21 protein-coding genes and 1 other annotated feature are annotated in these 21,763 nt (G+C 43.7%); of the genes, 1 reads left to right on the top strand and 20 read right to left on the bottom strand.

Annotated features, from left to right (window positions below):
• Positions 1 to 119: 119 nt before the first annotated feature.
• The 16 genes from glyS to rpsU form a co-directional block, all read right to left on the bottom strand.
• Entirely contained in the window at positions 120 to 2,195 is a 2,076-nt protein-coding gene (gene glyS, locus J7I80_RS16025) for a glycine--tRNA ligase subunit beta (protein WP_214739379.1), read from the bottom strand.
• On the bottom strand, positions 2,188 to 3,078 hold the full coding sequence (glyQ, locus tag J7I80_RS16020; RefSeq protein ID WP_214704565.1) for a glycine--tRNA ligase subunit alpha: 891 nt from the start codon (positions 3,076 to 3,078) through the stop codon (positions 2,188 to 2,190). Before glyQ ends, glyS begins: the two co-directional genes overlap by 8 nt.
• A gap of 146 nt (positions 3,079 to 3,224) precedes the next feature.
• Positions 3,225 to 3,396 (bottom strand) — a binding site (T-box leader).
• Between the two features lie 108 nt (positions 3,397 to 3,504).
• Positions 3,505 to 4,257, bottom strand: coding sequence for a DNA repair protein RecO (gene recO, locus J7I80_RS16015; RefSeq protein WP_214739378.1), 753 nt, complete (start codon positions 4,255 to 4,257; stop codon positions 3,505 to 3,507).
• A 31-nt stretch (positions 4,258 to 4,288) separates the two neighbouring features.
• Complete coding sequence (locus tag J7I80_RS16010) at positions 4,289 to 4,432, bottom strand: YqzL family protein (RefSeq protein ID WP_084221752.1); 144 nt, start codon at positions 4,430 to 4,432, stop codon at positions 4,289 to 4,291.
• A 171-nt stretch (positions 4,433 to 4,603) separates the two neighbouring features.
• Entirely contained in the window at positions 4,604 to 5,533 is a 930-nt protein-coding gene (gene era, locus J7I80_RS16005; protein ID WP_192470849.1) for a GTPase Era, read from the bottom strand.
• Between the two features lie 270 nt (positions 5,534 to 5,803).
• The gene (locus tag J7I80_RS16000) at positions 5,804 to 6,190 is read right to left on the bottom strand and encodes a diacylglycerol kinase family protein (RefSeq protein ID WP_225649970.1); all 387 of its coding nucleotides are present in this window, start codon (positions 6,188 to 6,190) and stop codon (positions 5,804 to 5,806) included.
• Positions 6,174 to 6,644, bottom strand: a complete 471-nt coding sequence (ybeY, locus tag J7I80_RS15995) for an rRNA maturation RNase YbeY (RefSeq protein ID WP_214739376.1) — start codon at positions 6,642 to 6,644, stop codon at positions 6,174 to 6,176. Before ybeY ends, J7I80_RS16000 begins: the two co-directional genes overlap by 17 nt.
• Positions 6,641 to 8,824, bottom strand: a complete 2,184-nt coding sequence (locus J7I80_RS15990; protein WP_214739374.1) for an HD family phosphohydrolase — start codon at positions 8,822 to 8,824, stop codon at positions 6,641 to 6,643. Before J7I80_RS15990 ends, ybeY begins: the two co-directional genes overlap by 4 nt.
• A gap of 257 nt (positions 8,825 to 9,081) precedes the next feature.
• A complete protein-coding gene (locus J7I80_RS15985) occupies positions 9,082 to 10,041 on the bottom strand; it encodes a PhoH family protein (RefSeq protein ID WP_214739372.1) in 960 nt (319 codons plus the stop codon).
• Positions 9,992 to 11,230, bottom strand: coding sequence for a sporulation protein YqfD (gene yqfD / locus J7I80_RS15980; RefSeq protein ID WP_214739370.1), 1,239 nt, complete (start codon positions 11,228 to 11,230; stop codon positions 9,992 to 9,994). Before yqfD ends, J7I80_RS15985 begins: the two co-directional genes overlap by 50 nt.
• A 15-nt stretch (positions 11,231 to 11,245) precedes the next feature.
• The gene (gene yqfC, locus J7I80_RS15975) at positions 11,246 to 11,530 is read right to left on the bottom strand and encodes a sporulation protein YqfC (protein WP_214739368.1); all 285 of its coding nucleotides are present in this window, start codon (positions 11,528 to 11,530) and stop codon (positions 11,246 to 11,248) included.
• A 117-nt stretch (positions 11,531 to 11,647) separates the two neighbouring features.
• A complete protein-coding gene (locus tag J7I80_RS15970; RefSeq protein ID WP_214739366.1) occupies positions 11,648 to 12,202 on the bottom strand; it encodes a hypothetical protein in 555 nt (184 codons plus the stop codon).
• A gap of 34 nt (positions 12,203 to 12,236) precedes the next feature.
• Positions 12,237 to 13,235, bottom strand: a complete 999-nt coding sequence (floA, locus tag J7I80_RS15965; RefSeq protein WP_214739364.1) for a flotillin-like protein FloA — start codon at positions 13,233 to 13,235, stop codon at positions 12,237 to 12,239.
• Positions 13,236 to 13,387: 152 nt separating this feature from the next.
• Positions 13,388 to 14,701, bottom strand: a complete 1,314-nt coding sequence (locus J7I80_RS15960) for an NfeD family protein (protein ID WP_483297711.1) — start codon at positions 14,699 to 14,701, stop codon at positions 13,388 to 13,390.
• A 464-nt stretch (positions 14,702 to 15,165) separates the two neighbouring features.
• On the bottom strand, positions 15,166 to 15,612 hold the full coding sequence (locus J7I80_RS15955) for a GatB/YqeY domain-containing protein (protein WP_214739360.1): 447 nt from the start codon (positions 15,610 to 15,612) through the stop codon (positions 15,166 to 15,168).
• 17 nt (positions 15,613 to 15,629) lie between these two features.
• Positions 15,630 to 15,803 (bottom strand): 30S ribosomal protein S21, encoded by a 174-nt coding sequence (gene rpsU, locus J7I80_RS15950; RefSeq protein ID WP_015595024.1) that lies wholly within the window; start codon positions 15,801 to 15,803, stop codon positions 15,630 to 15,632.
• A 210-nt stretch (positions 15,804 to 16,013) separates the two neighbouring features.
• Between rpsU and J7I80_RS15945 the strand changes: the two genes are divergently transcribed.
• Positions 16,014 to 16,946: a Na/Pi symporter gene (locus J7I80_RS15945; protein WP_214739358.1), complete on the top strand. Its 933-nt coding sequence runs from the start codon at positions 16,014 to 16,016 to the stop codon at positions 16,944 to 16,946.
• Positions 16,947 to 17,113: 167 nt separating this feature from the next.
• Here J7I80_RS15945 and mtaB read toward each other — a convergent pair whose 3' ends face one another.
• The 4 genes from mtaB to dnaJ form a co-directional block, all read right to left on the bottom strand.
• Positions 17,114 to 18,466 carry a tRNA (N(6)-L-threonylcarbamoyladenosine(37)-C(2))-methylthiotransferase MtaB gene (gene mtaB, locus J7I80_RS15940; protein WP_214739356.1) on the bottom strand — a complete coding sequence of 451 codons (1,353 nt, stop codon included), beginning with the start codon at positions 18,464 to 18,466 and terminating at the stop codon, positions 17,114 to 17,116.
• 5 nt (positions 18,467 to 18,471) lie between these two features.
• Positions 18,472 to 19,221 (bottom strand): 16S rRNA (uracil(1498)-N(3))-methyltransferase, encoded by a 750-nt coding sequence (locus tag J7I80_RS15935; RefSeq protein WP_214739354.1) that lies wholly within the window; start codon positions 19,219 to 19,221, stop codon positions 18,472 to 18,474.
• A 137-nt stretch (positions 19,222 to 19,358) separates the two neighbouring features.
• Entirely contained in the window at positions 19,359 to 20,297 is a 939-nt protein-coding gene (gene prmA, locus J7I80_RS15930) for a 50S ribosomal protein L11 methyltransferase (RefSeq protein ID WP_214739352.1), read from the bottom strand.
• Positions 20,298 to 20,316: 19 nt separating this feature from the next.
• On the bottom strand, positions 20,317 to 21,444 hold the full coding sequence (dnaJ, locus tag J7I80_RS15925) for a molecular chaperone DnaJ (protein WP_214739350.1): 1,128 nt from the start codon (positions 21,442 to 21,444) through the stop codon (positions 20,317 to 20,319).
• Positions 21,445 to 21,763: the final 319 nt, after the last annotated feature.

Raw genomic sequence — 21,763 nt, 5'->3', positions numbered from 1 at the left:
TTATTCTGAACTAATTAACATTTCATGACGATTTTTTCTTCCCCTAGCACAATGTACTTGTTAAAGTGCCTTCCTGTGCAGGAAGGCACCCAATAAAATCAGTTTATTTATGCAATGTTTTACTTTACGACAATATCATTTACTTTCGCGAGCTTCATGATCAGCACTGCCAATGCAGCCATTTGATTCAAACGGTTATCGCGGACATCCTGGTTATCAGACATGACCATTGTATGCTCAAAATAGTCATTGATTTCAGGTTTAATGTTAACCAAAAGCTGATAATATGAAGCGGCATCCATTCCATCCTCAGCCTTCTTTCCTAGCTCCAGATACTTTTCATACAGCCGCTGTTCATATTCATTTTCAAAACGATCCGGATCGATATCACCAAGTACCTCTTTCTTGCTTGCTATGTTAAGAACCCGGCTCAATGCTTCCATGCTTTCTTTAAAGCCCTCACTGCTGCTTGCAGCCTGCAGTGCTTCTGCCTTTTCGATCAGTCCGGATACAATACCGATCTCTCCTCCAAGTACGGCATCAATTAAATCGTAGCGGATTGCCCGCTCCTGTAACAAATGCTTGACTCGTAATTTAAAGAATTGGATAAGGTCATGGTAAACTTCTTCGTCAGTGCGCTTTGTAATTCCTGCTTCCGAAACGAGATTCAGAGAAAGGCCGACAAGATTTTCAAGTGAAATGTTCCACTTCTTCTCAATCAGGGTCTGCACGATTCCCGTCGCCTGTCTTCTCAATGCATAGGGATCCTGAGATCCGCTAGGAATGATGCCAAGCGAGAAGAACGCAACGATTGTATCGAGTTTATCCGCTATTGCCACCAACGCTCCCGCAGGAGATGCAGGAACTGAATCATCAGCATTGCGAGGCATATAATGCTCATTGATTGCTGCTGCTACTTCTGGGCTTTCGCCTTTTTGCAAGGCGTACTTTTCACCCATTATTCCTTGCAACTCAGGGAACTCATAGACCATTTGTGAAACCAGATCGAATTTGCTGATTTTGGCAGCTCGGTCCGCAAACCTTGTGACATCCGGCGAAAACTCCAGTCTATCAGCAATCAAGCCAACAAGCTTGCGCACTCGTTCTGACTTTTCAGCAATTGATCCGATTTCTTCATGGTATACAACATTTTTTAACTTTTCCAATGCGGCATCAATCTGCATTCTTTGATCTTCTTTATAGAAAAATGCAGCATCCGCCAATCGTGCTCTTAGAACTTTTTCGTTTCCGCGGGCAACCTTTTCAATATGAAGGTGGTCACCGTTCCTGACTGTGATGAAATGAGGCAGCAAGTCTCCGCTCTTGGATTTCACAGGAAAATACCTTTGGTGCTCTTTCATCGAAGTTATCAGGACTTCTCCTGGGATTTCCAGGAACTCCTCCTCAAATCGTCCATATAATGCAGTTGGATATTCGACCAGGTTATTGACTTCCTCCAGCAGGCCTTCATCAACAGGAACGAGCCAGCCGTTCTCTTCCTCAATTTTTTCAAGCTGGGAAGTTATAGCATCCTTCCGCTTTTGTGCATCAGCAACAACGTACTGCCCCAACAATGCTTCTTCATATTCCTGGGGATCGGATAATTGAATGTCACCTTCACCAAGGAATCGATGGCCTCTTGTTACGTTACCAGTTTGGACACCAGCTATATCAAATGGAATGATTTCATTTCCGAACATCGCAACAAGCCATTTGATCGGCCGGACGTAACGAAGCTCAAGGTCTGCCCAGCGCATGTTTTTCGGGAAAGCCAATCCGGACATGATCGCTTTCATTTCAACGAGCAAGTCAGAGGTTTCCTGTCCTTTAATGAATTTTTTAACATGGGCATACTCAACACCGTTGATTTCTTTAAAATATATATCCTCTACCGTTAACCCCTGGCCGCGTGTGAAGCCAATCGCTGCTTTGGACCACTCACCCTCCTCATTAAGGGCAATTTTTTTAGCAGGGCCCTTTGCTTCTTCCTCGCTGTCTTCCTGACGCTCATCAACATTCAGGACAAGTAACGCTAGCCTGCGCGGAGTGGAATAAAGCTTGATTGTATCAAAACCAATATTGTTCGTGTTCAGCCAATTCTCCACCTTGGAAGCCAGCTGGTTAATGGAGTCGGTAATAAACCTAGCAGGCATTTCTTCCAAACCGATTTCAAGCAATAAATTCCGTTTAGTCATTTTCCACCTGCTCCTTCCTTTTAATGATTGGGAAGCCCAACTTTTCTCTTTCTTCATAGAACGTTTTCGCTACTTTCTTAGCAAGGTTTCGAATTCGGGCAATATAGCCGGTCCTTTCAGTCACAGAAATCGCTCCGCGTGCATCAAGGATATTAAATGTATGGGAACACTTGAGAACATAGTCATATGCGGGATGGACAAGGCCTTCATCCATCTGGCGATTTGCTTCTTTTTCATAAATATTGAAAAGGTTAAATAGCATGTCTTTGTCAGATGTTTCAAATGTATACTTAGAATGCTCGTATTCCGGCTGTCCAAATATGTCCCTTACTGTAAAACCGTTTGTCCACTCAAGATCAAAGACATTTTCTTTATCCTGAATATAGGACGCCAGTCGTTCGATTCCGTATGTAATTTCCACGGAAACTGGTTTGCAGTCTAGTCCGCCTACTTGCTGGAAATAAGTGAATTGCGTGATTTCCATGCCATCAAGCCATACTTCCCAACCCAGGCCTGCACAGCCCAGGGATGGATTTTCCCAGTTATCTTCCACAAAACGGATATCATGTTCAAGAGGATCAATACCCAATGCTTTTAGCGAATCAAGGTAAAGTTCCTGAATATTGTCCGGTGAAGGCTTCATGATTACCTGGAATTGATGATGCTGATAAAGCCTGTTTGGATTTTCTCCGTAGCGGCCGTCAGCCGGACGTCGGGATGGCTCTACGTACGCGACATTCCATGGTTCAGGGCCAATTGCCCTTAAAAACGTGTAAGGACTCATCGTACCTGCACCCTTTTCGGTGTCATATGCCTGCATAAGGACGCATCCTTGTTCAGACCAGTGTTTTTGCAATGTTAAAATCATATTCTGGATATTCATCTTTACACCTCCGAGTTTTTTTAATCTTGTTTTTTACCTTTCAAAAGTTCTTGCTTTGCTGCACAAGGGCTTCTTAGCATAAAATTATCGAATAATAGACTGAATTGAAATAAAAAAAACTCTCGCCCCCTATGCATCCATTCATGCATAGGGACGAGAGTTTACCCGCGGTTCCACCCTATTTGCTGCAAAAAGCAGCCTCTTTAAAAGTGATGTCGCTCCGGAACGCCTTCCTTAATTTCTGCAATCCGGCTCACACCGTACCCGGACTCGCTAATACAGAGGGATTTAAGTACTCTTTTCCTTCACTGCAACATATGTAATTATCATGAGATCTTCTCCTTGATGATGGATTACGCTTACCATCGGAAAACAGGAAAAGCTTTTGATTTGAATAATAGCGAAATCAAGAAACAATGTCAATAGTTATAGTTGGTCCCTGAATGAATCCATTTGGTCGAGGAATTTCCTTGTTTTCAAATAAAGTCCGGAATATTCATCATAATAAGCGGAAATGACTTTTTTCAGCTCGGCTTTTGTCTCTGGCTTAACTGAAATATTGCCAAGACGGCTTAGATCTAACAAGTAGAATAAGCGAAGCAGCCTCACAGTACCTGGCAAGGTTCTGATCCTGTATGGATCGATTTCAAAACAGCGATGGCAAAGCAGACCGCCTTCCCTGATTGAAAAATGAAAATCCCCCTCTGTATTGCCGCAGTTTGCACACTTGTCCAATATCGGATATAGCCCCTGGACATTCAGCATTTTCATTTCATATATGAAAGTCAGAATCTCCATATCGTAGCCTTCATTCATATAGTTGAGCGACTGAAGAAGCAATTCAAACAAAAAAGGATTGGATTTCTTTTCCTCTGTCACTTTATCAGTCAAATCAACAATATAGCTGGCATGCGCAGTAAGGAAAATATCCTCCCGGATTGACCGCATTGAAGAAATCATTTCCCCCTGCTGCAGACTGCCCAGCCCTGAACTGGCCTGAAAAAGAAACTGTCCGTAAGTAAAAAGCTGGGTGACAGCAGCAAGCCTGCTATTAGGCTTTTTAGCACCTCTTGCCATCACACCAACTTTACCAAATTCCCTTGTATATAGGGTAACTATTTTATTGTTCTCGCCATAATTTGTCGTTCTAATGACAATGCCTTCACATTTCTGCAGCATTTGTTGTCACCATCCATTACTACAGACAAACCTATGAGATTGGAAAATCAATTTCTGCTAGTTCATCCTCCTGATAACCGGGTATTTCTTGATTGTCTTTCTCTAATTCCTTAAAGAGAAGATATGTGTCAATGTTACCTGTCTGAGAAAACACCTTCCAGGTAAAATCCAACATCGAAAACCCCACCTTTCGTTTTTTCACTAGCAACTTTATCTATCCCAAATCCTTATGAATATCATAGCCTGTCAATCAGATTTTCATGTCACGTAAAAATTGTAAATCCTATTTATGAATAATATTTGCTTCCCGTTAATATGTTAATGAGGGAGCATTTGCCAAACAGGCTTAATACTCATCTTCCCTGAACCCAAAATCACGAAGCTGAGTGGCTTTGTTTCTCCAATCCTTCTGTACCTTTACCCACAATTCCAGAAACACTTTAGTACCGAGCAGATTCTCGATATCAAGACGTGCCCTTTTGCCGATTTCCTTCAGCATACCGCCCTGCTTGCCGATGATGATGCCCTTCTGAGAGTCCCTTTCCACAATGATTGTAGCCATGACATGCACCATTTCCTTTTCAGGCTGGCGTTCCATTTTTTCAATTACTACAGCAAGTGAATGAGGAATTTCTTCCCTTGTCAAATGCAGCGCTTTTTCCCTGATCAGTTCGGAAACAATAAAACGTTCGGGATGGTCCGTGACCTGGTCTGCAGGATAAAACTGTGGCCCTTCCGGCATTTTCTCCTTGATTTGCTCAAGGAGCTTTTCAACATTGTTGCCTTCTAATGCAGATATCGGGACAATTTCAGCGAAATTGAACTTTTCATTGTAGGACTCGATTAGTTTGAACAACTCATCCGGATGGATTAGGTCGATTTTATTGATGACTAGGAAAACTGGTGTTTTTACATTCTGAAGTTTCTCAATGATAAATTCCTCGCCGCGGCCATATCCTTCCTGGGCATTGACCATAAACAATACCAGATCGACTTCTTTTAGAGTATTCTGTGCTACCTTCATCATGAAATCGCCCAGACGATGTTTCGGTTTATGGATTCCTGGTGTGTCTATGAATATCAGTTGTGAATCTTCAAGCGTAAGGACACCCTGCACCTTATTCCGGGTCGTTTGCGGTTTATCGCTCATGATCGCAATCTTTTGCCCGATTACCCTGTTAAGAAAGGTCGACTTGCCTACATTTGGCCTTCCAATGATGGAAATGAAGCCGGATTTGTGAGATTTGCTGTTACTGCCTTGATTATTAAAGTTCATACTGTATTTCCCTTCTCCACTTTATTTTAACTTATTTTCAGTGTGATTTCATCGTTTGTAGCAAAAATGAAATATAAAATTTTAAATTTTCTAAAAACATACAAGCACTGTTTTTACACTGTGATGATATTTTACTTAAGTTTTTCCCTGTTTTCAAATTGGTTCAAACATATTGGTCAGACCTGCAAGGTTTTTTTAGAGGTGATGCGCGTGCTAATGCTGTTTTTCACAGAAGAATCATGCCAAAAAAAAGTTGCCCTGAACGGACAACTAACTAAACCATGTTAATAATCTTGGCAGAAAAATAATTAATCCGATCATGACACTGGCAATCGCAAAAACCAGGACAGCACCGGCCGCGATATCTTTTGCCTGTTTGGCAAGCGGGTGGTATTCTTTCGTATACAAATCAACTGTTCTTTCAATTGCCGTATTCATCAGTTCCATCGAAATCATCCCGCCTATGGATAAAATGATGGCGATCCATTCGTACTTGCTTATCGAAAAAATAAACCCAGCTAAAATTACAAAAATTGAAATCCCTATATGGATTTGGACATTTCGCTCTTTTGCTGCCGCTGCTGCGATTCCCTCGAAACCAAATTTGAAGGAGGAAGCAAGTGGATGCTTCCTCTGTTTATCAGCGTCCAAGCCCATACCCATCAAGGATTTCTTTTTGTCTGTCAAACATCTGTTTTTCATCCTGCTCATTCATATGGTCATAACCTAATAAATGCAGGAGGCCATGGACCGCAAGGAAACCAAGTTCCCGCATGAATGAATGGTTATATTCTTCTGCCTGTTCCCTTGCTTTCGGAATGGAAATGATGATGTCACCAAGGATCCTCGGAATACCTTCCCCGACAATCTCCAGTTCTCCTTCTCCCATTTCCTCGAGGGCAAAAGAAATGACATCTGTCGGGCGATCCTTGTCACGATATTCTCGGTTTATTTCCTGGATTCTTTCATTCGACACGAATGTAACGGAAAGTTCACTGCCTTCCTGGACATTCTCCTTCTCGGCCGTATAGTTTAGCAATTTTTCAATTTCATTTATTTCATGCTCTGACAATTCATTTGTTTCATCCAAAAAATCAATTTCTAAACTCATGCCTGCTTCACCTTCTGCTTATTCATTTCTGGATATTCAATTCTCGAGTGGAATATTCCCTTTAGCGTTTCACAAAGTGTATCAGCGACGGTATCCAGCTCCTTCAACGTGATATCACACTCACCCAGCTGGCCATCCTGCAGCCGGTCTCCAATAATATTGTGTACCAGATTTTCAATTTGTTCATGTGTAGGGTGCGCCATCGATCTCACAGCGGCTTCCACACTATCCGCGATGCCAATGACAGCAGACTCTTTTGTTTGCGGCTTAGGCCCAGGATAACGGAAATCCTCTTCTTTAACCTCATGCCCGCTTTGCATCGCCTTATGATAAAAGAATTTCAATAATGTTGTACCATGGTGCTGTTCTGCGATATCAATGATTTCTTTTGGCATCCTGTGCTTACGGAGCATCTCTGCTCCATCGGTAGCATGGGCGATTATAATGTTCTTACTGGTCAACGCCGGCAATTTATCGTGTGGGTTATCCATATTAATCTGATTTTCAATAAAGAATTGAGGCCGTTTCGTCTTCCCGATGTCATGATAATAACAGCCGACCCTGGCCAAAAGCCCGTTAGCTCCAATCGCTTCACATGCCGCTTCTGATAAATTGGCCACCATGACACTGTGATGGTAAGTACCAGGAGCTTCTGTGAGAATTTTTCTTAAGAGCGGGTGGTTTGGATTGGAAAGCTCGATAAGCCTTAATGTAGACAGGATGCCAAACCCTGCTTCAAAAAACGGCAATAATCCGATCGTCAATACAGCTGAAACGATACCGGAAACAAATGCAGCAATAAAATAAAAACCGTATTCCAGACCTGAATATTGGCTGTTCCTTAAAAACAGAATCGAAAGGATCACAACCAGGTTAACCACCGATACAAACATCCCCGCCTGGAGGATTTTTGAACGTCGATTCTGTTTCTGCAGGAACAAAATGGCTGCCAGACCGCTGATTAAAATATAGATCCCGATTGTCACATTCAGTGTTCCAGTAATGCCTTCATTAAAGATGATGGAACCTGTAACAGCCAGGATAGCCATTTGAAACAGTGCCAGTCTTTCATTAATCAGCATCTTGATTAGCATTGCTCCCATTGCCGCCGGGAAAAGGTAACCAATCTCCGAGTATTCGAATTCATCGAACAGACTGACCAGCTTCATCAATAAGATAGATGTAATGAATATGATGCTGAAAATCAACAGATTCTTCTGCTTTTTATCGGCGTTTTCCATTTCGTTGAAGATGACATACAAGGAAAAAAGGATCAATGCTACAAGCATAGCCAGCCCGATAAAAGGCTTATAGGAATTTTCACTCTCTAAAAGCCCTACAAGCTGGAGCTTTTTATAGACATCCCTGCTGATAAGCTGACCTTCATCCACAAGAATTTGCCCCTCGAGGATTCTTACGGGTTCAACACTGTCCATGGCTTGCTGGCGCTGATCCTCAGTTGCTTCAGGATCGTAGAACTCATTCTGGACTACTGCATAGCGGCCGAGTTCGATAGCAGATCTCTTTAAACCGCTGCTCAAACTTGTATACTTCAATTCTTCCTCTACATTTAATTTTGCATTCTCCACTTCATCCGCGGGGACACTGTGCTTCATCGTATTATTTATAGCCGTAACCGTGAGGTCCTTGGCAACCAGCAGCTCTTCCTTCGGTGCTTGGAGCAGAGCAATGAATACTTCATCAGATAAGCTTTTTGTTTCACTCTCGGTCAACTTCGTTTTTAACATGGCCAGTTTTTCTTCCTTCGAAGGACCTTCAGGAACAGGCTTATCTTCCACATCTGCCTCTTCAGCTGCTTTTTTCTTCTGGTCTATTTCTGCCTGCACTTCCTCATTGACTTCTGAAACCGAACCGAAAATGGAAGTGACTAAATCAACCCTGTTCTGGGCATATTCCCTTTTGACCCTGTATACATCGTTGACACGCTCGACCGCTTCCCTGCGGTTCGCTTCCGTGCTCTCTTTATCCTCAATTGTAATAGGAGACCGGATGGTTTTCTCCGCCAAAGAGTGTAACTCCAAATTAAGCTTTTCAGGTTTTACATTGCTGTACATCGCTGAATACATCACAACACCTATCAGCAAAAATAACAAAACCCGGAAAATCTTTATATTCAACAAATTCAATATGGCAGTTAATTGGACCTGCAGCTTATCCATATACAGCCCCTCCTACTAGAAAAGCGTAAGCGCCTTGACCAGACACTTCTTAAAAGCCGAAATATAGACTTGATTATTAAAAAGAACCAGTTTGAGAATAACTGGGAAATATACTAACTTTATGTACCATCATATCAGTTTTCACCGTAAGTTTCACCTCTATTTGAAATTACTGCTTTCAATATCAGTTCTGAAGCAGTTTCATCCTCAGTAAAGGCAAAAGCCCGCCCTTGTTTTACCAAGAGCGGACTGAGATGTTATTCAGTTTTACCATAGGCCTCGATGATCCGGCCGACAAGTGGATGTCGCACTACATCGGCCTGTTCAAGGTGCACAAAAGATAGTCCGGAGACATCCTTCAGGACTTTTTCTGCTTCAACCAACCCTGATTTAGCACCTTTTGGCAAATCAATCTGTGAAGTATCCCCAGTTATGATCATTTTAGATCCAAATCCCAATCGAGTCAGGAACATCTTCATCTGGGCTTGAGTCGTATTCTGCGCCTCGTCCAGGATTACAAATGCATCATCTAGAGTTCTTCCTCTCATATAGGCAAGAGGCGCAATTTCAATTGTGCCTCTTTCAATCAAACGCGAAGTATGTTCCGTGCCAAGGATATCGTGAAGGGCATCATATAATGGGCGAAGATAAGGATCCACCTTCTCCTTCAAGTCTCCCGGAAGGAAGCCAAGGCTTTCTCCTGCCTCTACAGCCGGTCTTGTAAGAATGATTTTTGACACAGTACCATTTTTAAGTGCCGTGACTGCCATTACGACTGCAAGATACGTCTTACCAGTACCAGCTGGTCCAATACCGAAAACCAGGTCGCGGCTTTTGATGGCATTAACATAGTGTCTTTGGCCAAGAGTCTTGACTCTGATCGATTTACCCTTTACATTTTTGCTGATTTCTTCATCATATAGATCCTTGAAGTATTCCAAGGTACCTTTTTCAGCCATTTGTATAGCGTAAACAGCTTCTCTCTGGCTAATGCTGATTCCTTTGCGGATCACGGCCAGCAGATTCACCAGAACAGCCTGGGCCAACTCCACCTTGTCCTCAGGTCCGGAGATTCCTACTGACTCTCCCCTGGTTACAATCGAGACACCAAGCTCATGTTCAATCAGCTTTAGGTTCATATCTGCATTGCCGAATAATGAAATTGCTTCAGTTGGGTTCGCTAGTTGTATTTCCATCGTTTTTAAGTCTTCTGTCATTCTCAGTCTCCTTGATAATTGGTTGTCCTTCTGCTATATCTTCAATAATCGTAAAATGTGTGGTTAGCTTTACTTTATCATTCTCGATTGACTGATGTAAAATTTTTTCCCCTTTAATGATAGCATTTTCAGGAAGGTAGTTTTTTATATCCTTTCTCGCCAAATCTTTTGCACTTTCGACCGCTTCCTGCCTCGAATAAATACGTGTTACCTGTTCCCGCTCCCGAATGGTCTTTTTTTCGACCTTTAAAGGGAGTTCCCACTTGAAGAATCTCACCGGCTGTTCAGTCACTTCGGTTTCATATTCACTGAAGTCAGCTTTTCCGAATCCCCATACAGGCAAACTCCTGCCGGCGACTACTAGTGAATATTTCTTTTTTTCATTCCCGTTATAAACCTGAAATGTACTCTTCAACGGTAATTCCACCTTCGTTGAATACCAAGTTTCACCGAGAATTTCTCCTGTGGCTGCCACAACTTTCATATCATCTTCCTTGCCATAAAGACCGGAAACAAGAAGCTGGCCTGGCATAACGTAGTCATTCACTTCAACCACCGGTTCGCCTTTTTCCACAAATATTTTGACAATGGCAGCCTTTCTTTTAGCTACAAGGTGCCTCGGCCCTATTACTTCGGCTTTTTCCGGCTCACTCTTTTCTACAGCCTGAAAATGATAGGTCGTCCCTTTTAGCTCCACACCAATCCAGGTCAGGGCCCCAACTTTATCTGTCAGTTCCTTTTGGATACTTTCCACACTATCTATAGATAACTGCAATTTACCGATTCCAATCCCCATTCTGTCCAATTCCTTGCGAATCTGGTGTTCAGTTGCCGGGCTTGCTCCTTTAATCTCTATACCCCATACCATGTTCGAAAGAAGCATCATCAAACCTAAGAATAAGAATGCCCCGGCCAAAAACCCACTGTTTGTCCATAATTTCTTTAAAAAGAAAGGGCCCCCAGCCCTCTCTAAAAACCTGATTTTACAGTTGCTGTCTCTTGCTGGAATCCTTAGTTTTTTTACATCCTTAAGATCGACATAAAAGGTGACGGCCTCTGATCCATGTTTTTTGACGTTCCATATCGAAACACCATTACGTGTCAGCTGATTTAAAAATCTTTCTATTCCCTTTCCAGTCAACTTTACTTTTACTGTACCAGAAAAGGTGTGTATCCATTGGTTTTTCATTGTGCTCCCCCTCAATCAATCGTTTATATAAATAACCTGATCTATTTTTCCTTCGAGCAAGATTTCCTCAGGTAATATTGTCTTGATCACAAACGCTTTTCCCTTGACGAGAAGCTGGCCCCCTTTAATCATCAGGCGCACTTCGCCATCAGAAAATGCCAGCAAACCCCGGTGATTCTCTATATAAATATGGACATGCCCAATCATCGTGATTCTAGGGAGATCCATCATGACATCTTGAGGAAGATCCATTTTTTGTGTCATCCATTTGCGTACATACTGGCCCCATTTTTTTGCCATAAAAAAAAGAACCCCCTTTCATCTCATATGTATGAGAAAAAGGGAGGTTCTAGCACCATTTTTAACTTTATGGATATGCATTCTTTCAAAACCATTGCAGGAAGGCAAATTCTTTGCCTAATTTCTCCTGACAGGGTTGTATGGCCTTTTCGCCCTTGGTTTGCCAAGGACTTCGGCCCAAATAATTCCTTCTACCAGAGTGTCCCTGTCTGGCTCGAAGACAACTTCAGGTTCTTCTTGCTCTCTCTTTTGCTTCAAACGGCCTGATGATTCACCAGCAGACATCCTGCCTTTACTTGCTCTCTCTTTGTTCATCTGCTCCTCAGACTGAAGCTTTCTTTCCAGATAAACCTTCTGGAGATCATTAATGATTTCCGCACCAGTTTCACCAGAGACCTGTTTTTCTGAATCCCTGCTTCTAGTTGATTCTCTGCGATTATCCTTTTCAATTTCAGATCGAGACTCAACCCTGGCCTCTGCCGGCTGTCTCCTGGCAGGGGCAGGACGAGGCTGCCTTGCTGGTCCAGGCTGTTGCATCGGACCGGGCGGCCTGACCGGACGGCGCTGTGGCGGCTGGCCGTCCGACTTCTTTTTGTTGAAAAGACTGGAGATGACCCCGATCAGAATAAACAGGGCTATAGGATTACTGAACAATTCAAATAAAATTTCCATGATGAGCCCCCCTTTCTTTTAACGGGTTCTCGCATCAATTATTATTTTTGTCATCTTTTTTATTATTGTTTGAAAGCTTGCCAATGGAACCTCTCATATCTGTGTCTGCCTCGATATTCTGGATATTCATATAATCCATCACGCCGATGTTGCCTTCACGCAGTGCTTCTGCCATTGCCAACGGTACAGTTGCTTCCGCCTCGACAACTTTCGCTCTCATTTCCTCGACTCGGGCCTTCATTTCCTGCTCTTGTGCTACAGCCATAGCGCGGCGCTCTTCAGCCTTCGCCTGGGCAATCTTCTTATCAGCTTCCGCCTGCTCTGTCTGGAGCTCGGCACCGATGTTTTTGCCGATATCAACGTCCGCAATATCAATCGATAAGATTTCGAACGCTGTACCTGCATCCAGACCTTTTGAAAGGACTGTTTGCGAAATCATATCCGGATTTTCCAGCACTTTTTTATGGTTGTCAGAAGAACCGATTGTCGATACAATCCCCTCACCAACACGGGCAACGATTGTCTCTTCACCAGCACCCCCGACAAGTCGGTCGATGTTCGCTCTTACTGTGATTCTTGCTTTAGCTTTTACCTCGATACCATCCATAGCCACACCAGCGATGAATGGCGTTTCAATTACCTTCGGATTAACACTCATTTGTACCGCTTCCAGTACATCACGGCCTGCAAGGTCAATCGCTGCCGCTCTTTCGAATGAAAGCTCAATATTCGCACGGTGCGCAGCAATCAGGGCATTTACTACCCTGTCAACATTACCGCCGGCAAGATAGTGGCTTTCAAGCTGGTTCGTTGTTACACTTAGGCCTGCTTTGTGCGCCTTGATCATCGGATTGATGACCCTGCTTGGGATAACCCTTCTTAATCTCATACCAATCAGCGTGAAAATGCTGACCCTGACACCTGCTGCTAATGCTGAAATCCAGAGCATTACCGGTACGAATGTCAGCAACACACCAAGGAAAATGATCCCGAGTGCAATAGCTACTAAAACAAATGCTGTACTTGCATCCATATGAACTGCCTCCTAAAAATATTTTTCCAAGGTCCTTGAATCTTCTTCATTTTACAAATTCAATTCAAAGACCTGGTGTTTATCTCTACTTGTTGCTTCACCGATTCGTCGTGGCAAGAATACCTCAATGAACAATACAATGAAAGAACAAATTAGATATCTTTAATCTCCCTGACCACAATTCTAGAACCTTCCGTTTTTACAATCCTAACTCTCTTGTCCTTTGCAATAAATCCACCCTCACTGACTGCATCAATGCGCTCATCATCAACAATGATCGTTCCAGAAGGTCTGAGGGGAGTGAGCGTAATTCCTTCTACCCCAATAAGTTCCAGGCGGTTTTTATTGGATACATAACCCTTTTCAGTGCTTGTTGAATCTGTCAGTATGATTCTTCTGAAAAATTTCATCTTTTTTCCAAACACCCTTATCATTAAAATAGATAAAACGATGGACGCAGTCAAGGCTATCAATAACGATATTCCCATATGGACCACATTATCTGATGCCATAAAAAAGCTTGCAATAATTGCTAATAACCCGATTATGCCGGCTATTCCTCCAGGGATGAATAACTCGAGCAATATTAGCCCAACACCAAGCGCGAACAGAATCAATGTCTCGAAACCTGCCAGGCCGGCAACCATATGCCCATAGAAGAATAAAAGCAAAGCAGACAAGCCGGCAATTCCCGGCAGACCAAACCCTGGAGAATACAGCTCAAGAACCAGCCCTAAACTGCCGATTGTCATCAAAATCGGGATAACGACTGGATGCGTGATGAATCTCGCCAGTTTTTCAGCGAAAGTCTCGTTCACATTTCGGATTTCCGCATCCTCATAGCCTAGTTTTTTCAATAACTCATCGAGATTTTTGACAGTCCCCTCGGAATACCCAACCTCGAGAGCCTGCTCCGCCGTCAGGGTAAGCAGCTCCCCTTTGCCTGCACCAAGCTCCGGAAGGTCGATGCTGTCATCTGCCATTGCCTGGGCATATATCGGATCCCGCCCGCTTTCAACCGCTGCTGCTTTCATGGCAGCAAACCAATAGGACTCCGCTTTTTTTCCAGCGGTATTGCCTTGCTGGTCAATGATTGCAGCTGATCCCATTGTAGAACCGGGAACCATATAAATTTCATCAGTATTCAGGGAAATATATGCACCTGCGGATAATGCCTGCTTATTGACGAATGCTACAGTTTTTAGGTCAGTGCCTGTCAGCAGCTTGCCAATACCGCCAGCCGCGTCAACCGCCCCGCCAGGTGTATTCACATCAAAGATGATTGCTTCCGCACCAGCCTCTTCTGCCTCCTCAACCGCCCTCTCCAGGAAGGCAAGCAGGCCCTTCTCCACAGTTTCTTCAATCGGCACCACATAGACCACTTTTTGATCAGCATCTGCAGTGAACGGGTAGATCCAGCTGGCCAGTGACAAGAGGATGATGATGCTCGCAACCACTGATTTTATTTTCAATTCGGCACCTCCATTCATTAAAATAAGGCCATAGTGGTAATACGCATTCGCGCACCAAAAGGTTTCATAGATTTTTTACAGATTTCCGAAAAAATTCATGTAGTGAATTTTTAGTTTTGCTTTATTAAAATCTAGGGAATCTACCATTCGGGCGGAGTCTCGTTTTGTGGCTCATAAATTTTTTCTATGGGACCTTTTGCAGGGGTGTGCCCTCTTTGTGCTTATAGAATCTTTCTATGTGACCTTTTGCAGCGGCGGGCCCTCTTTTTGGGCTTATAGAATATCTTTTATGCAACCGTTTGTGGACCAACGGCCTCTTTCTGGCTTATAGAACGAGGTAAACCGATTGGGTTATCACCAATATGTATATTAATCAACATAACACAAAGCATCATCCCAGGACACATTTTAGTATGAGCTAAAAAGGCCGCAAGAATATCCTGCGGCCTTCGAGCTTTTTATGAAAGGTGTTGTTGTACAAGTTTATTAACGAGAGATCCGTCTGCTTTACCTTTTACTTTAGGCATAAGGACAGCCATTACTCTACCCATATCGGCTTTAGATGCCGCACCGGTCTCTGCGATAGCTTCTTTGACGATTGCCGTCACTTCTTCTTCGCTAAGCTGCTGTGGCATGTAAATTTCGACATGCTTTAATTCTGTTTGTATCTTTTCAACGAGGTCTTGACGACCAGCTTTTTCAAATTCCTGGAGGGAATCTTTGCGTTGTTTCACTTCACGAGAAAGTACAGTTAACTCTTCTTCTTCGGATAATTCCTGCTTGCCGAACTTGATTGCTTCGTTTTGCAGGGATGCTTTGACCATCCGAATCGTCGTGAGTCTGTCCTTTTCTTTGTTCTTCATCGCTTGTTTCATATCATTATTTAAACGCTCGAGCAGGCTCAAGTTGATTCCACCCTCTCTTAGAACTTGCGTTTTCTAGCAGCTTCAGACTTTTTCTTACGCTTTACACTAGGTTTTTCGTAGAATTCGCGCTTTCTAGCTTCTTGGATAGTACCTGATTTAGATACAGTACGTTTGAAGCGTCGAAGAGCATCTTCAAGCGATTCGTTTTTACGAACGACAGTTTTAGACATTCTCTTTCCCTCCCTCCGAGCACAACACACTAACACCAAAACACATGGAAACCATGTACCTTGCAATTATAATATATCACTGGCAGGAGGTCAACTGTAATTAGCCCTTGTTTTTACATTATGTACTTTTGCAGGATATCATTCAGACTAAAAAATTTATTAGCATGTCCTGCACTCCTTTTCATACATTTAAATGGGAGGGGGTGTCCTATGGTCTATCTATTATTTTTCCTATTGTTTCTCGCTGTTTTCATCGGCGGAATGACATTGCTTCGGAAAGGCTTGTTCGAACTTTCCGCAAGCAGAATGAAGAACTGGCTGACCATCATGACTGATACACCACTTAAAGGATTGTTGGCCGGTACCATAGTTACGGCCCTTTTGCATAGCAGTTCAGCTGTCATGGTGATTACGATTGGATTGATTTCTGCCGGACTGCTGAAATTCTCACAATCAATCGGGATTATCCTTGGATCAAATATAGGAACAACCTTCACCCTTGAAATCATCACTTTCAACATCGATGCATTTATCGTGCCTTTCGCTGTTATTGGTGCGATTTTAATGGTAGCGCGAAATAAAACATGGCAAAACATCGGTGCTATTTCTTTTGGGATTGCTGCAGTTTTCGCTGCAATGCGCGGCTTCACTTTCCTTGCTGATCCTGTGACCAGCTTGCCAATTGTTGAGGCTGCGCTCGTAAATTTGAACAACAGCCATTTGATCAGCATTCTGACAGGCACGGTTGTAACTGCCATGATCCAATCAAGCACAGCGATGACAGGGATCATCATGGGATTTTTGTCTGAAGGCACATTAAGCATGAATTCAGCAATTGCGGCGATGCTCGGTGCGAATATAGGCACTTGCATTACTGCCATGCTGGCGTCGATTGGTGCCGGCAAAGAGGCCAGGCTTACAGCGTTTGCACACGTATGGCTGAATATTGCTGGAGCAGCAGTCTTCTATCCCTTCATCGATCAAGTTGCTTCACTTGCTCCAATGACAGCCGCAAGACCCGAAGTTCAGCTGGCGCATGTCAGTGTCGTTTACAACATCATCGCTTCATTGCTCGTTCTTCCTGTTGCCGAGAAATTCGGCAGGATGATTGAATTCATTCATGGGAAAGAAGAATCTAGTTAGTAAACTTCATTTGGACGAAAAAATCGGAAATGCTACGATATGCTTTATTTTCCGCTTATATATTCTTAAATATGGTCGATATACGCTAAAAACATGGTCGATAACTTACTAAATCGGTCCTTACATTCAAAGAAAGAGCTGGCATTTTGCCAGCTCTTTCACATTGACTATATAACAGCTTGTTCAGCTAAAATTTCATCTTCAAGTACTCGGACAAATTGCCCTTCATTGTAAGGATAGCCTGCTTTCGCAATCTTGACCTTCACAATTTTACCGATCATCTCTTCAGTAGCAGGGAAAACAACTTTCAAATAGTTGTCTGTATAACCTACATATAGTCCGCTGTCTGGCTCTTCCTTATAGATTTCTTCAGGAATCACTTCAAGCACTTCATTCTCAAAATGTGAGGCATATTCCTTAGCAAGCTGATTGGAAAGCTCAATCAATCTGTGAACGCGTTCGTTTTTCACGTCTTCATCCACCTGGTCTTCCATTCTTGCAGCAGGAGTGCCTGTCCGTTTTGAATAAGGGAAAACATGCAGCTCTGAGAATTGATGCTTTTTGATGAAACTATAGGTTTCCATGAACTCTTCTTCTGTTTCACCTGGGAAACCGACAATGATATCAGAGGTAACTGCAAGACCTGGCAATACTTCCTTAAGCCGGTCTAGACGCTCTCCAAAAAATTCCATTGTGTATTTACGGCGCATACGCTTCAATACTGTGTCAGATCCTGATTGGAGCGGGATGTGCAAGTGACGGACAATAATATTCGATTGATCGATTACCTCAATCACTTCGTCTGTGATCTGACTCGCTTCAATAGAAGAAATACGCAGGCGCTTAATGCCTTTAACTTGTGCCTCAAGGTCTCTAAGCAGTGCAGCAAGGTTGTAGTCCTTCATGTCTTCACCGTAGCCGCCTGTATGGATACCAGTAAGGACGATTTCCTTGTATCCAGCATCAACAAGCTGCTGAGCCTGGCGAATGACCTCCTGTGGATCACGGGATCTCATCAAACCGCGTGCCCATGGAATGATACAGAAGGTGCAGAAGTTATTGCATCCTTCCTGGATTTTCAAAGAGGCTCTTGTGCGGTCAGTAAATGCCGGTACATCAAGTTCCTCATAAACTCGGTTCTTCATGATATTGCCAACAGCATTAATCGGCTGGCGCTCTTGCTTGTACTGTTCAATATACTCTAGCATTTTTACGCGGTCCTGGGTTCCGACAACGATATCAACTCCAGGAATCGCCATGATTTCTGCCGGCGATGTTTGCGCGTAGCAGCCGGTAACACAAATAACAGCATCCGGATTCTTTCGCACAGCCCGGCGGATGACCTGACGGCTTTTCTTGTCCCCTGTATTCGTTACCGTACAGGTGTTGATGACATAAACATCTGAAGTAGACTCAAATTCTACTCTATCGTACCCTTGTTCCTTAAATAATTGCCAAATGGCTTCTGTTTCGTAATGGTTAACCTTACAACCTAATGTATGAAAAGCAACTGTAGGCATTATCTTCACCCCAATAATTCAAAATGATAAGAAACAGCAGACAAGGCATATAGCGGCGCTGTTTCTGTACGCAAGATGCGCGGCCCGAGACCACAAGCTAAAAATCCATTCCTATTTAAAAGGTCAACTTCAGCAGAGGTAAGTCCTCCCTCTGGCCCAAATACAATCAGGAGGCTGTCGCCTTCCCCCAATTTCGCCAGAGTAGAAGAAAGGACCGAAGCTTCACCTTCCCTCGCTTCTTCCTCATAAGCAACTAGCTTATAAGTATACTCACCGCTTGCTTTGATCAGTTCTTTAAGACTGACCGGTTCTTTCACTTCTGGAACATAACTGCGGTGCGACTGCTCAGCAGCTTCCTTGGCAATCTTCTGCCAGCGTTCAACCTTTTTGGCAGCCTTCTTGCCGTCCCATTTAACGATTGAGCGGGATGCGGTAAAAGGGACAAATTCATAGGCACCGAGTTCGGTACCCTTCTGAATAATTAATTCGAGCTTATCCCCTTTGGGCAGACCGCTCGCAATCACGACATGGACCGGGAGCTCAGTAGTCCCTTCCTCCCATTTTACAACGTTTGCCACAACGATTTCATCGGTAATTTCTGCAATCTGGCAAACCGCGCTTTTTCCCGCGGGCGTGACACAGATGATTTCGTCACCTGCCTTCATCCTCATAACACGTACAATGTGATGATAATCATCGCCGCTAATATGGAACTGTTCCATATTACCTTGTCCATCAATAAAATATCGCTGCATCACAACACCTGCTTTCTGAAAAGCGTGAGCGCCTGGATCAGCCTCGACAAGCTTACGGGGAACTAGGCGCTGGAGCTAGACATTTCTCAGAGTAAAATAGACAGAAAAAAGGGGATTTACTTTCCCCCTTTTCCACATTATTTCTTTTTGCTGATGATCGCAGCCCAGTCTTCCATAGAAATTATCTCTTCTATTTCAAACCCTGCGTTGATCATTGCATCCTTGACGACTTCTTTCTTCTGCTGGATGATGCCAGAAGTAATGAAGTATCCGCCATTTTTTACGACCTTGCCTGCATCATCAGCAAAGCGCAGAATGACTTCTGCGAGGATATTCGCCACTACAATATCCGCTCCTTCTTCAACACCGTCAAGAAGGTTGTTTTGTGAGATGGTTGCGACATCGTGGACTTTGTTGAGCTTGAGATTGAGTTTTGCAACCTGCACGGCTACATCATCAAGGTCCATCGCTTCTACTTTTCCTGCACCGAGTTTAGCTGCTGCAATACTGAGAACACCTGAACCTGTTCCAACATCCACGACTCGGTCGCCAGGCTGGACAGTTCTTTCCAGCGCCTGGATACACATGACCGTTGTCGGGTGTGTTCCAGTGCCGAATGCCATGCCTGGATCAAGCTCGATGATCAATTCGTCCGTGTTGACGGGAGTGTAATCCTCCCAGGTCGGGACAATTGTGAATTTCTCGGAAATTTTAACAGGATTGTAGTACTTCTTCCAGGCAGTTGCCCACTCTTCCTCATTCACTTCACTGATTGATACTTTATTCAACCCGATATCAATATTGTAGATTATCAGGTTATTGATCGCTTCTTTTATCTCATCAACCGTTTCTCCAAGGAAACTGTTTACCGGCAGATAAGCTTTTACAATGACTCCTTCTTCCGGATAATCGTCTGGATTAAGCTGGTATATTTCTCCGAACTGGTCCTCTCTCTCCTTCTCAAGCTCCAGCGGATCTTCAATAACCACTCCGCTCGCGCCTGCTTCGTGCAGGATATTGGAAATCGGCTCAACCGCTTCATTTGTAGTTAAAATGCTGATTTCAGACCATTTCATTTATACCAACTCCATTCGATTAATCACCTTTAAAGGCACGTTTTACTTTTGAAAAAAAGCTTTCCTCCTGCTCCCCAAGTGGAGACTGTCCGCTTACTTCAGCAAACTCACGGAGAAGCTGCTTTTGCTTTTCAGACAGTTTTGTCGGGGTCACGATTCGAACAAGGACATGCTGGTCTCCCGTACCATATCCGCGGACATTTGGGACACCTTTGCCCTTCAGGCGGAACTTTGTGCCCGTCTGTGTTCCAGCAGGAACTTTCAATTTAACTTTGCCGTGCAGTGTAGGGACTTCGACTTCATCACCCAGTGCTGCCTGGACAAATGTAATCGGCATTTCGCAATAAATATCATCGCCGTCACGCTCAAAGAATTCATGCGACCTGATGTGGAATACAATGTAAAGGTCGCCTGCAGGGCCGCCATTGATACCGGCTTCGCCTTTTCCTGCTACTCTCAGCTGCTGGCCATCATCGACACCAGCCGGGATTTTAACATGAATTTTATTCCTTCTGGTAACCTTCCCGGTGCCAGAGCAAGTTGAACATTTTTCTTTGATTTCCTTACCTGTTCCATTACAGTAATGACACACACGGCGGTTAACGATACGTCCAAATGGCGTGTTTTGTTCCACGCTGATTTGTCCGCTGCCATGACAGTGTTTACATGTATCAACTTTCGTCCCAGGCTTTGCACCAGTTCCGTCACACGTATCGCACTCTTCTTCACGAGGGATCTCGATATCTGTTTCCTTGCCAAATACAGCTTCCTCGAACTTCAAGGTCATTGTGTACTGAAGATCGGCACCCTGTCTTGGCGCGTTTGGATCACGGCGTCTGCCGCCTCCGCCGCCGAAGAAGGAATTGAAAATATCTTCGAAACCTCCAAAACCGCCGCCGAAATCACCGCCGCCGCCAAATCCCTGGTTAGGGTCGACATGGCCAAACTGGTCATAATGAGCTCGCTTTTGATCGTCGCTCAATACCTCATACGCTTCTTTTACTTCTTTAAACTTTTCATCTGCTCCCGGCTCTTTATTGATGTCCGGATGGAATTGTTTAGAAAGCTTGCGGTAAGCCTTCTTTATTTCATCCTTCGAAGCCGAATTACTGACTCCGAGGACTTCATAGTAATCCCGTTTACTCATGATTACCACTCCCGAATCTTTTCACATAAAGATAATTCTAACATTCCCGTACATTCATACGCAATATTTAAAATATCTGGTTATGCGGTATTTTGTGTCTTTTTATTAATTCATTGGCTGTGTTTAATTAGCCAGTTGGCATTAAAAAAGCCAAAGCCAAGTATGACCTGACTTTGACTTTTTGGGTGGCTTGTTATACAAGGCTGTTGATTTTCGTTCCAGGCGCTTCGCTTTCCGCGGGCAGTCCGCGAGCCTGCTCGGCGCTTTCAGCACCTGCGGGGTCTCCCGTGACTTACTAATCCCGCAGGACTTTGAAAAG

The sequence above is a fragment of the Bacillus sp. ISL-41 genome (assembly GCF_018613235.1).
Lineage (GTDB): Bacteria > Bacillota > Bacilli > Bacillales > Cytobacillaceae > Mesobacillus.
The sequence above is the reverse complement of the archived record's forward strand: the minus strand, read 5'-3'. Positions and strand labels throughout refer to the sequence as shown.

Bases quoted from the DNA above. Each gene is read 5' to 3' on its own strand.
- J7I80_RS15970 (WP_214739366.1), bottom strand. From the start codon at position 12,202: ATGGAAATTTTATTTGAATTGTTCAGTAATCCTATAGCCCTGTTTATT.
- J7I80_RS15985 (WP_214739372.1), bottom strand. From the start codon at position 10,041: ATGACAGAAGACTTAAAAACGATGGAAATACAACTAGCGAACCCAACT.
- J7I80_RS16010 (WP_084221752.1), bottom strand. From the start codon at position 4,432: ATGTTGGATTTTACCTGGAAGGTGTTTTCTCAGACAGGTAACATTGAC.
- J7I80_RS16000 (WP_225649970.1), bottom strand. From the start codon at position 6,190: ATGGGCTTGGACGCTGATAAACAGAGGAAGCATCCACTTGCTTCCTCC.
- recO (WP_214739378.1), bottom strand. From the start codon at position 4,257: ATGCTGCAGAAATGTGAAGGCATTGTCATTAGAACGACAAATTATGGC.
- ybeY (WP_214739376.1), bottom strand. From the start codon at position 6,644: ATGAGTTTAGAAATTGATTTTTTGGATGAAACAAATGAATTGTCAGAG.
- glyS (WP_214739379.1), bottom strand. From the start codon at position 2,195: ATGACTAAACGGAATTTATTGCTTGAAATCGGTTTGGAAGAAATGCCT.
- J7I80_RS15945 (WP_214739358.1), top strand. From the start codon at position 16,014: ATGGTCTATCTATTATTTTTCCTATTGTTTCTCGCTGTTTTCATCGGC.
- yqfD (WP_214739370.1), bottom strand. From the start codon at position 11,230: ATGAAAAACCAATGGATACACACCTTTTCTGGTACAGTAAAAGTAAAG.
- dnaJ (WP_214739350.1), bottom strand. From the start codon at position 21,444: ATGAGTAAACGGGATTACTATGAAGTCCTCGGAGTCAGTAATTCGGCT.
- yqfC (WP_214739368.1), bottom strand. From the start codon at position 11,530: ATGGCAAAAAAATGGGGCCAGTATGTACGCAAATGGATGACACAAAAA.
- floA (WP_214739364.1), bottom strand. From the start codon at position 13,235: ATGGATGCAAGTACAGCATTTGTTTTAGTAGCTATTGCACTCGGGATC.
- era (WP_192470849.1), bottom strand. From the start codon at position 5,533: ATGAACTTTAATAATCAAGGCAGTAACAGCAAATCTCACAAATCCGGC.
- J7I80_RS15935 (WP_214739354.1), bottom strand. From the start codon at position 19,221: ATGCAGCGATATTTTATTGATGGACAAGGTAATATGGAACAGTTCCAT.
- glyQ (WP_214704565.1), bottom strand. From the start codon at position 3,078: ATGAATATCCAGAATATGATTTTAACATTGCAAAAACACTGGTCTGAA.
- prmA (WP_214739352.1), bottom strand. From the start codon at position 20,297: ATGAAATGGTCTGAAATCAGCATTTTAACTACAAATGAAGCGGTTGAG.
- J7I80_RS15990 (WP_214739374.1), bottom strand. From the start codon at position 8,824: ATGGATAAGCTGCAGGTCCAATTAACTGCCATATTGAATTTGTTGAAT.
- rpsU (WP_015595024.1), bottom strand. From the start codon at position 15,803: ATGTCTAAAACTGTCGTTCGTAAAAACGAATCGCTTGAAGATGCTCTT.
- mtaB (WP_214739356.1), bottom strand. From the start codon at position 18,466: ATGCCTACAGTTGCTTTTCATACATTAGGTTGTAAGGTTAACCATTAC.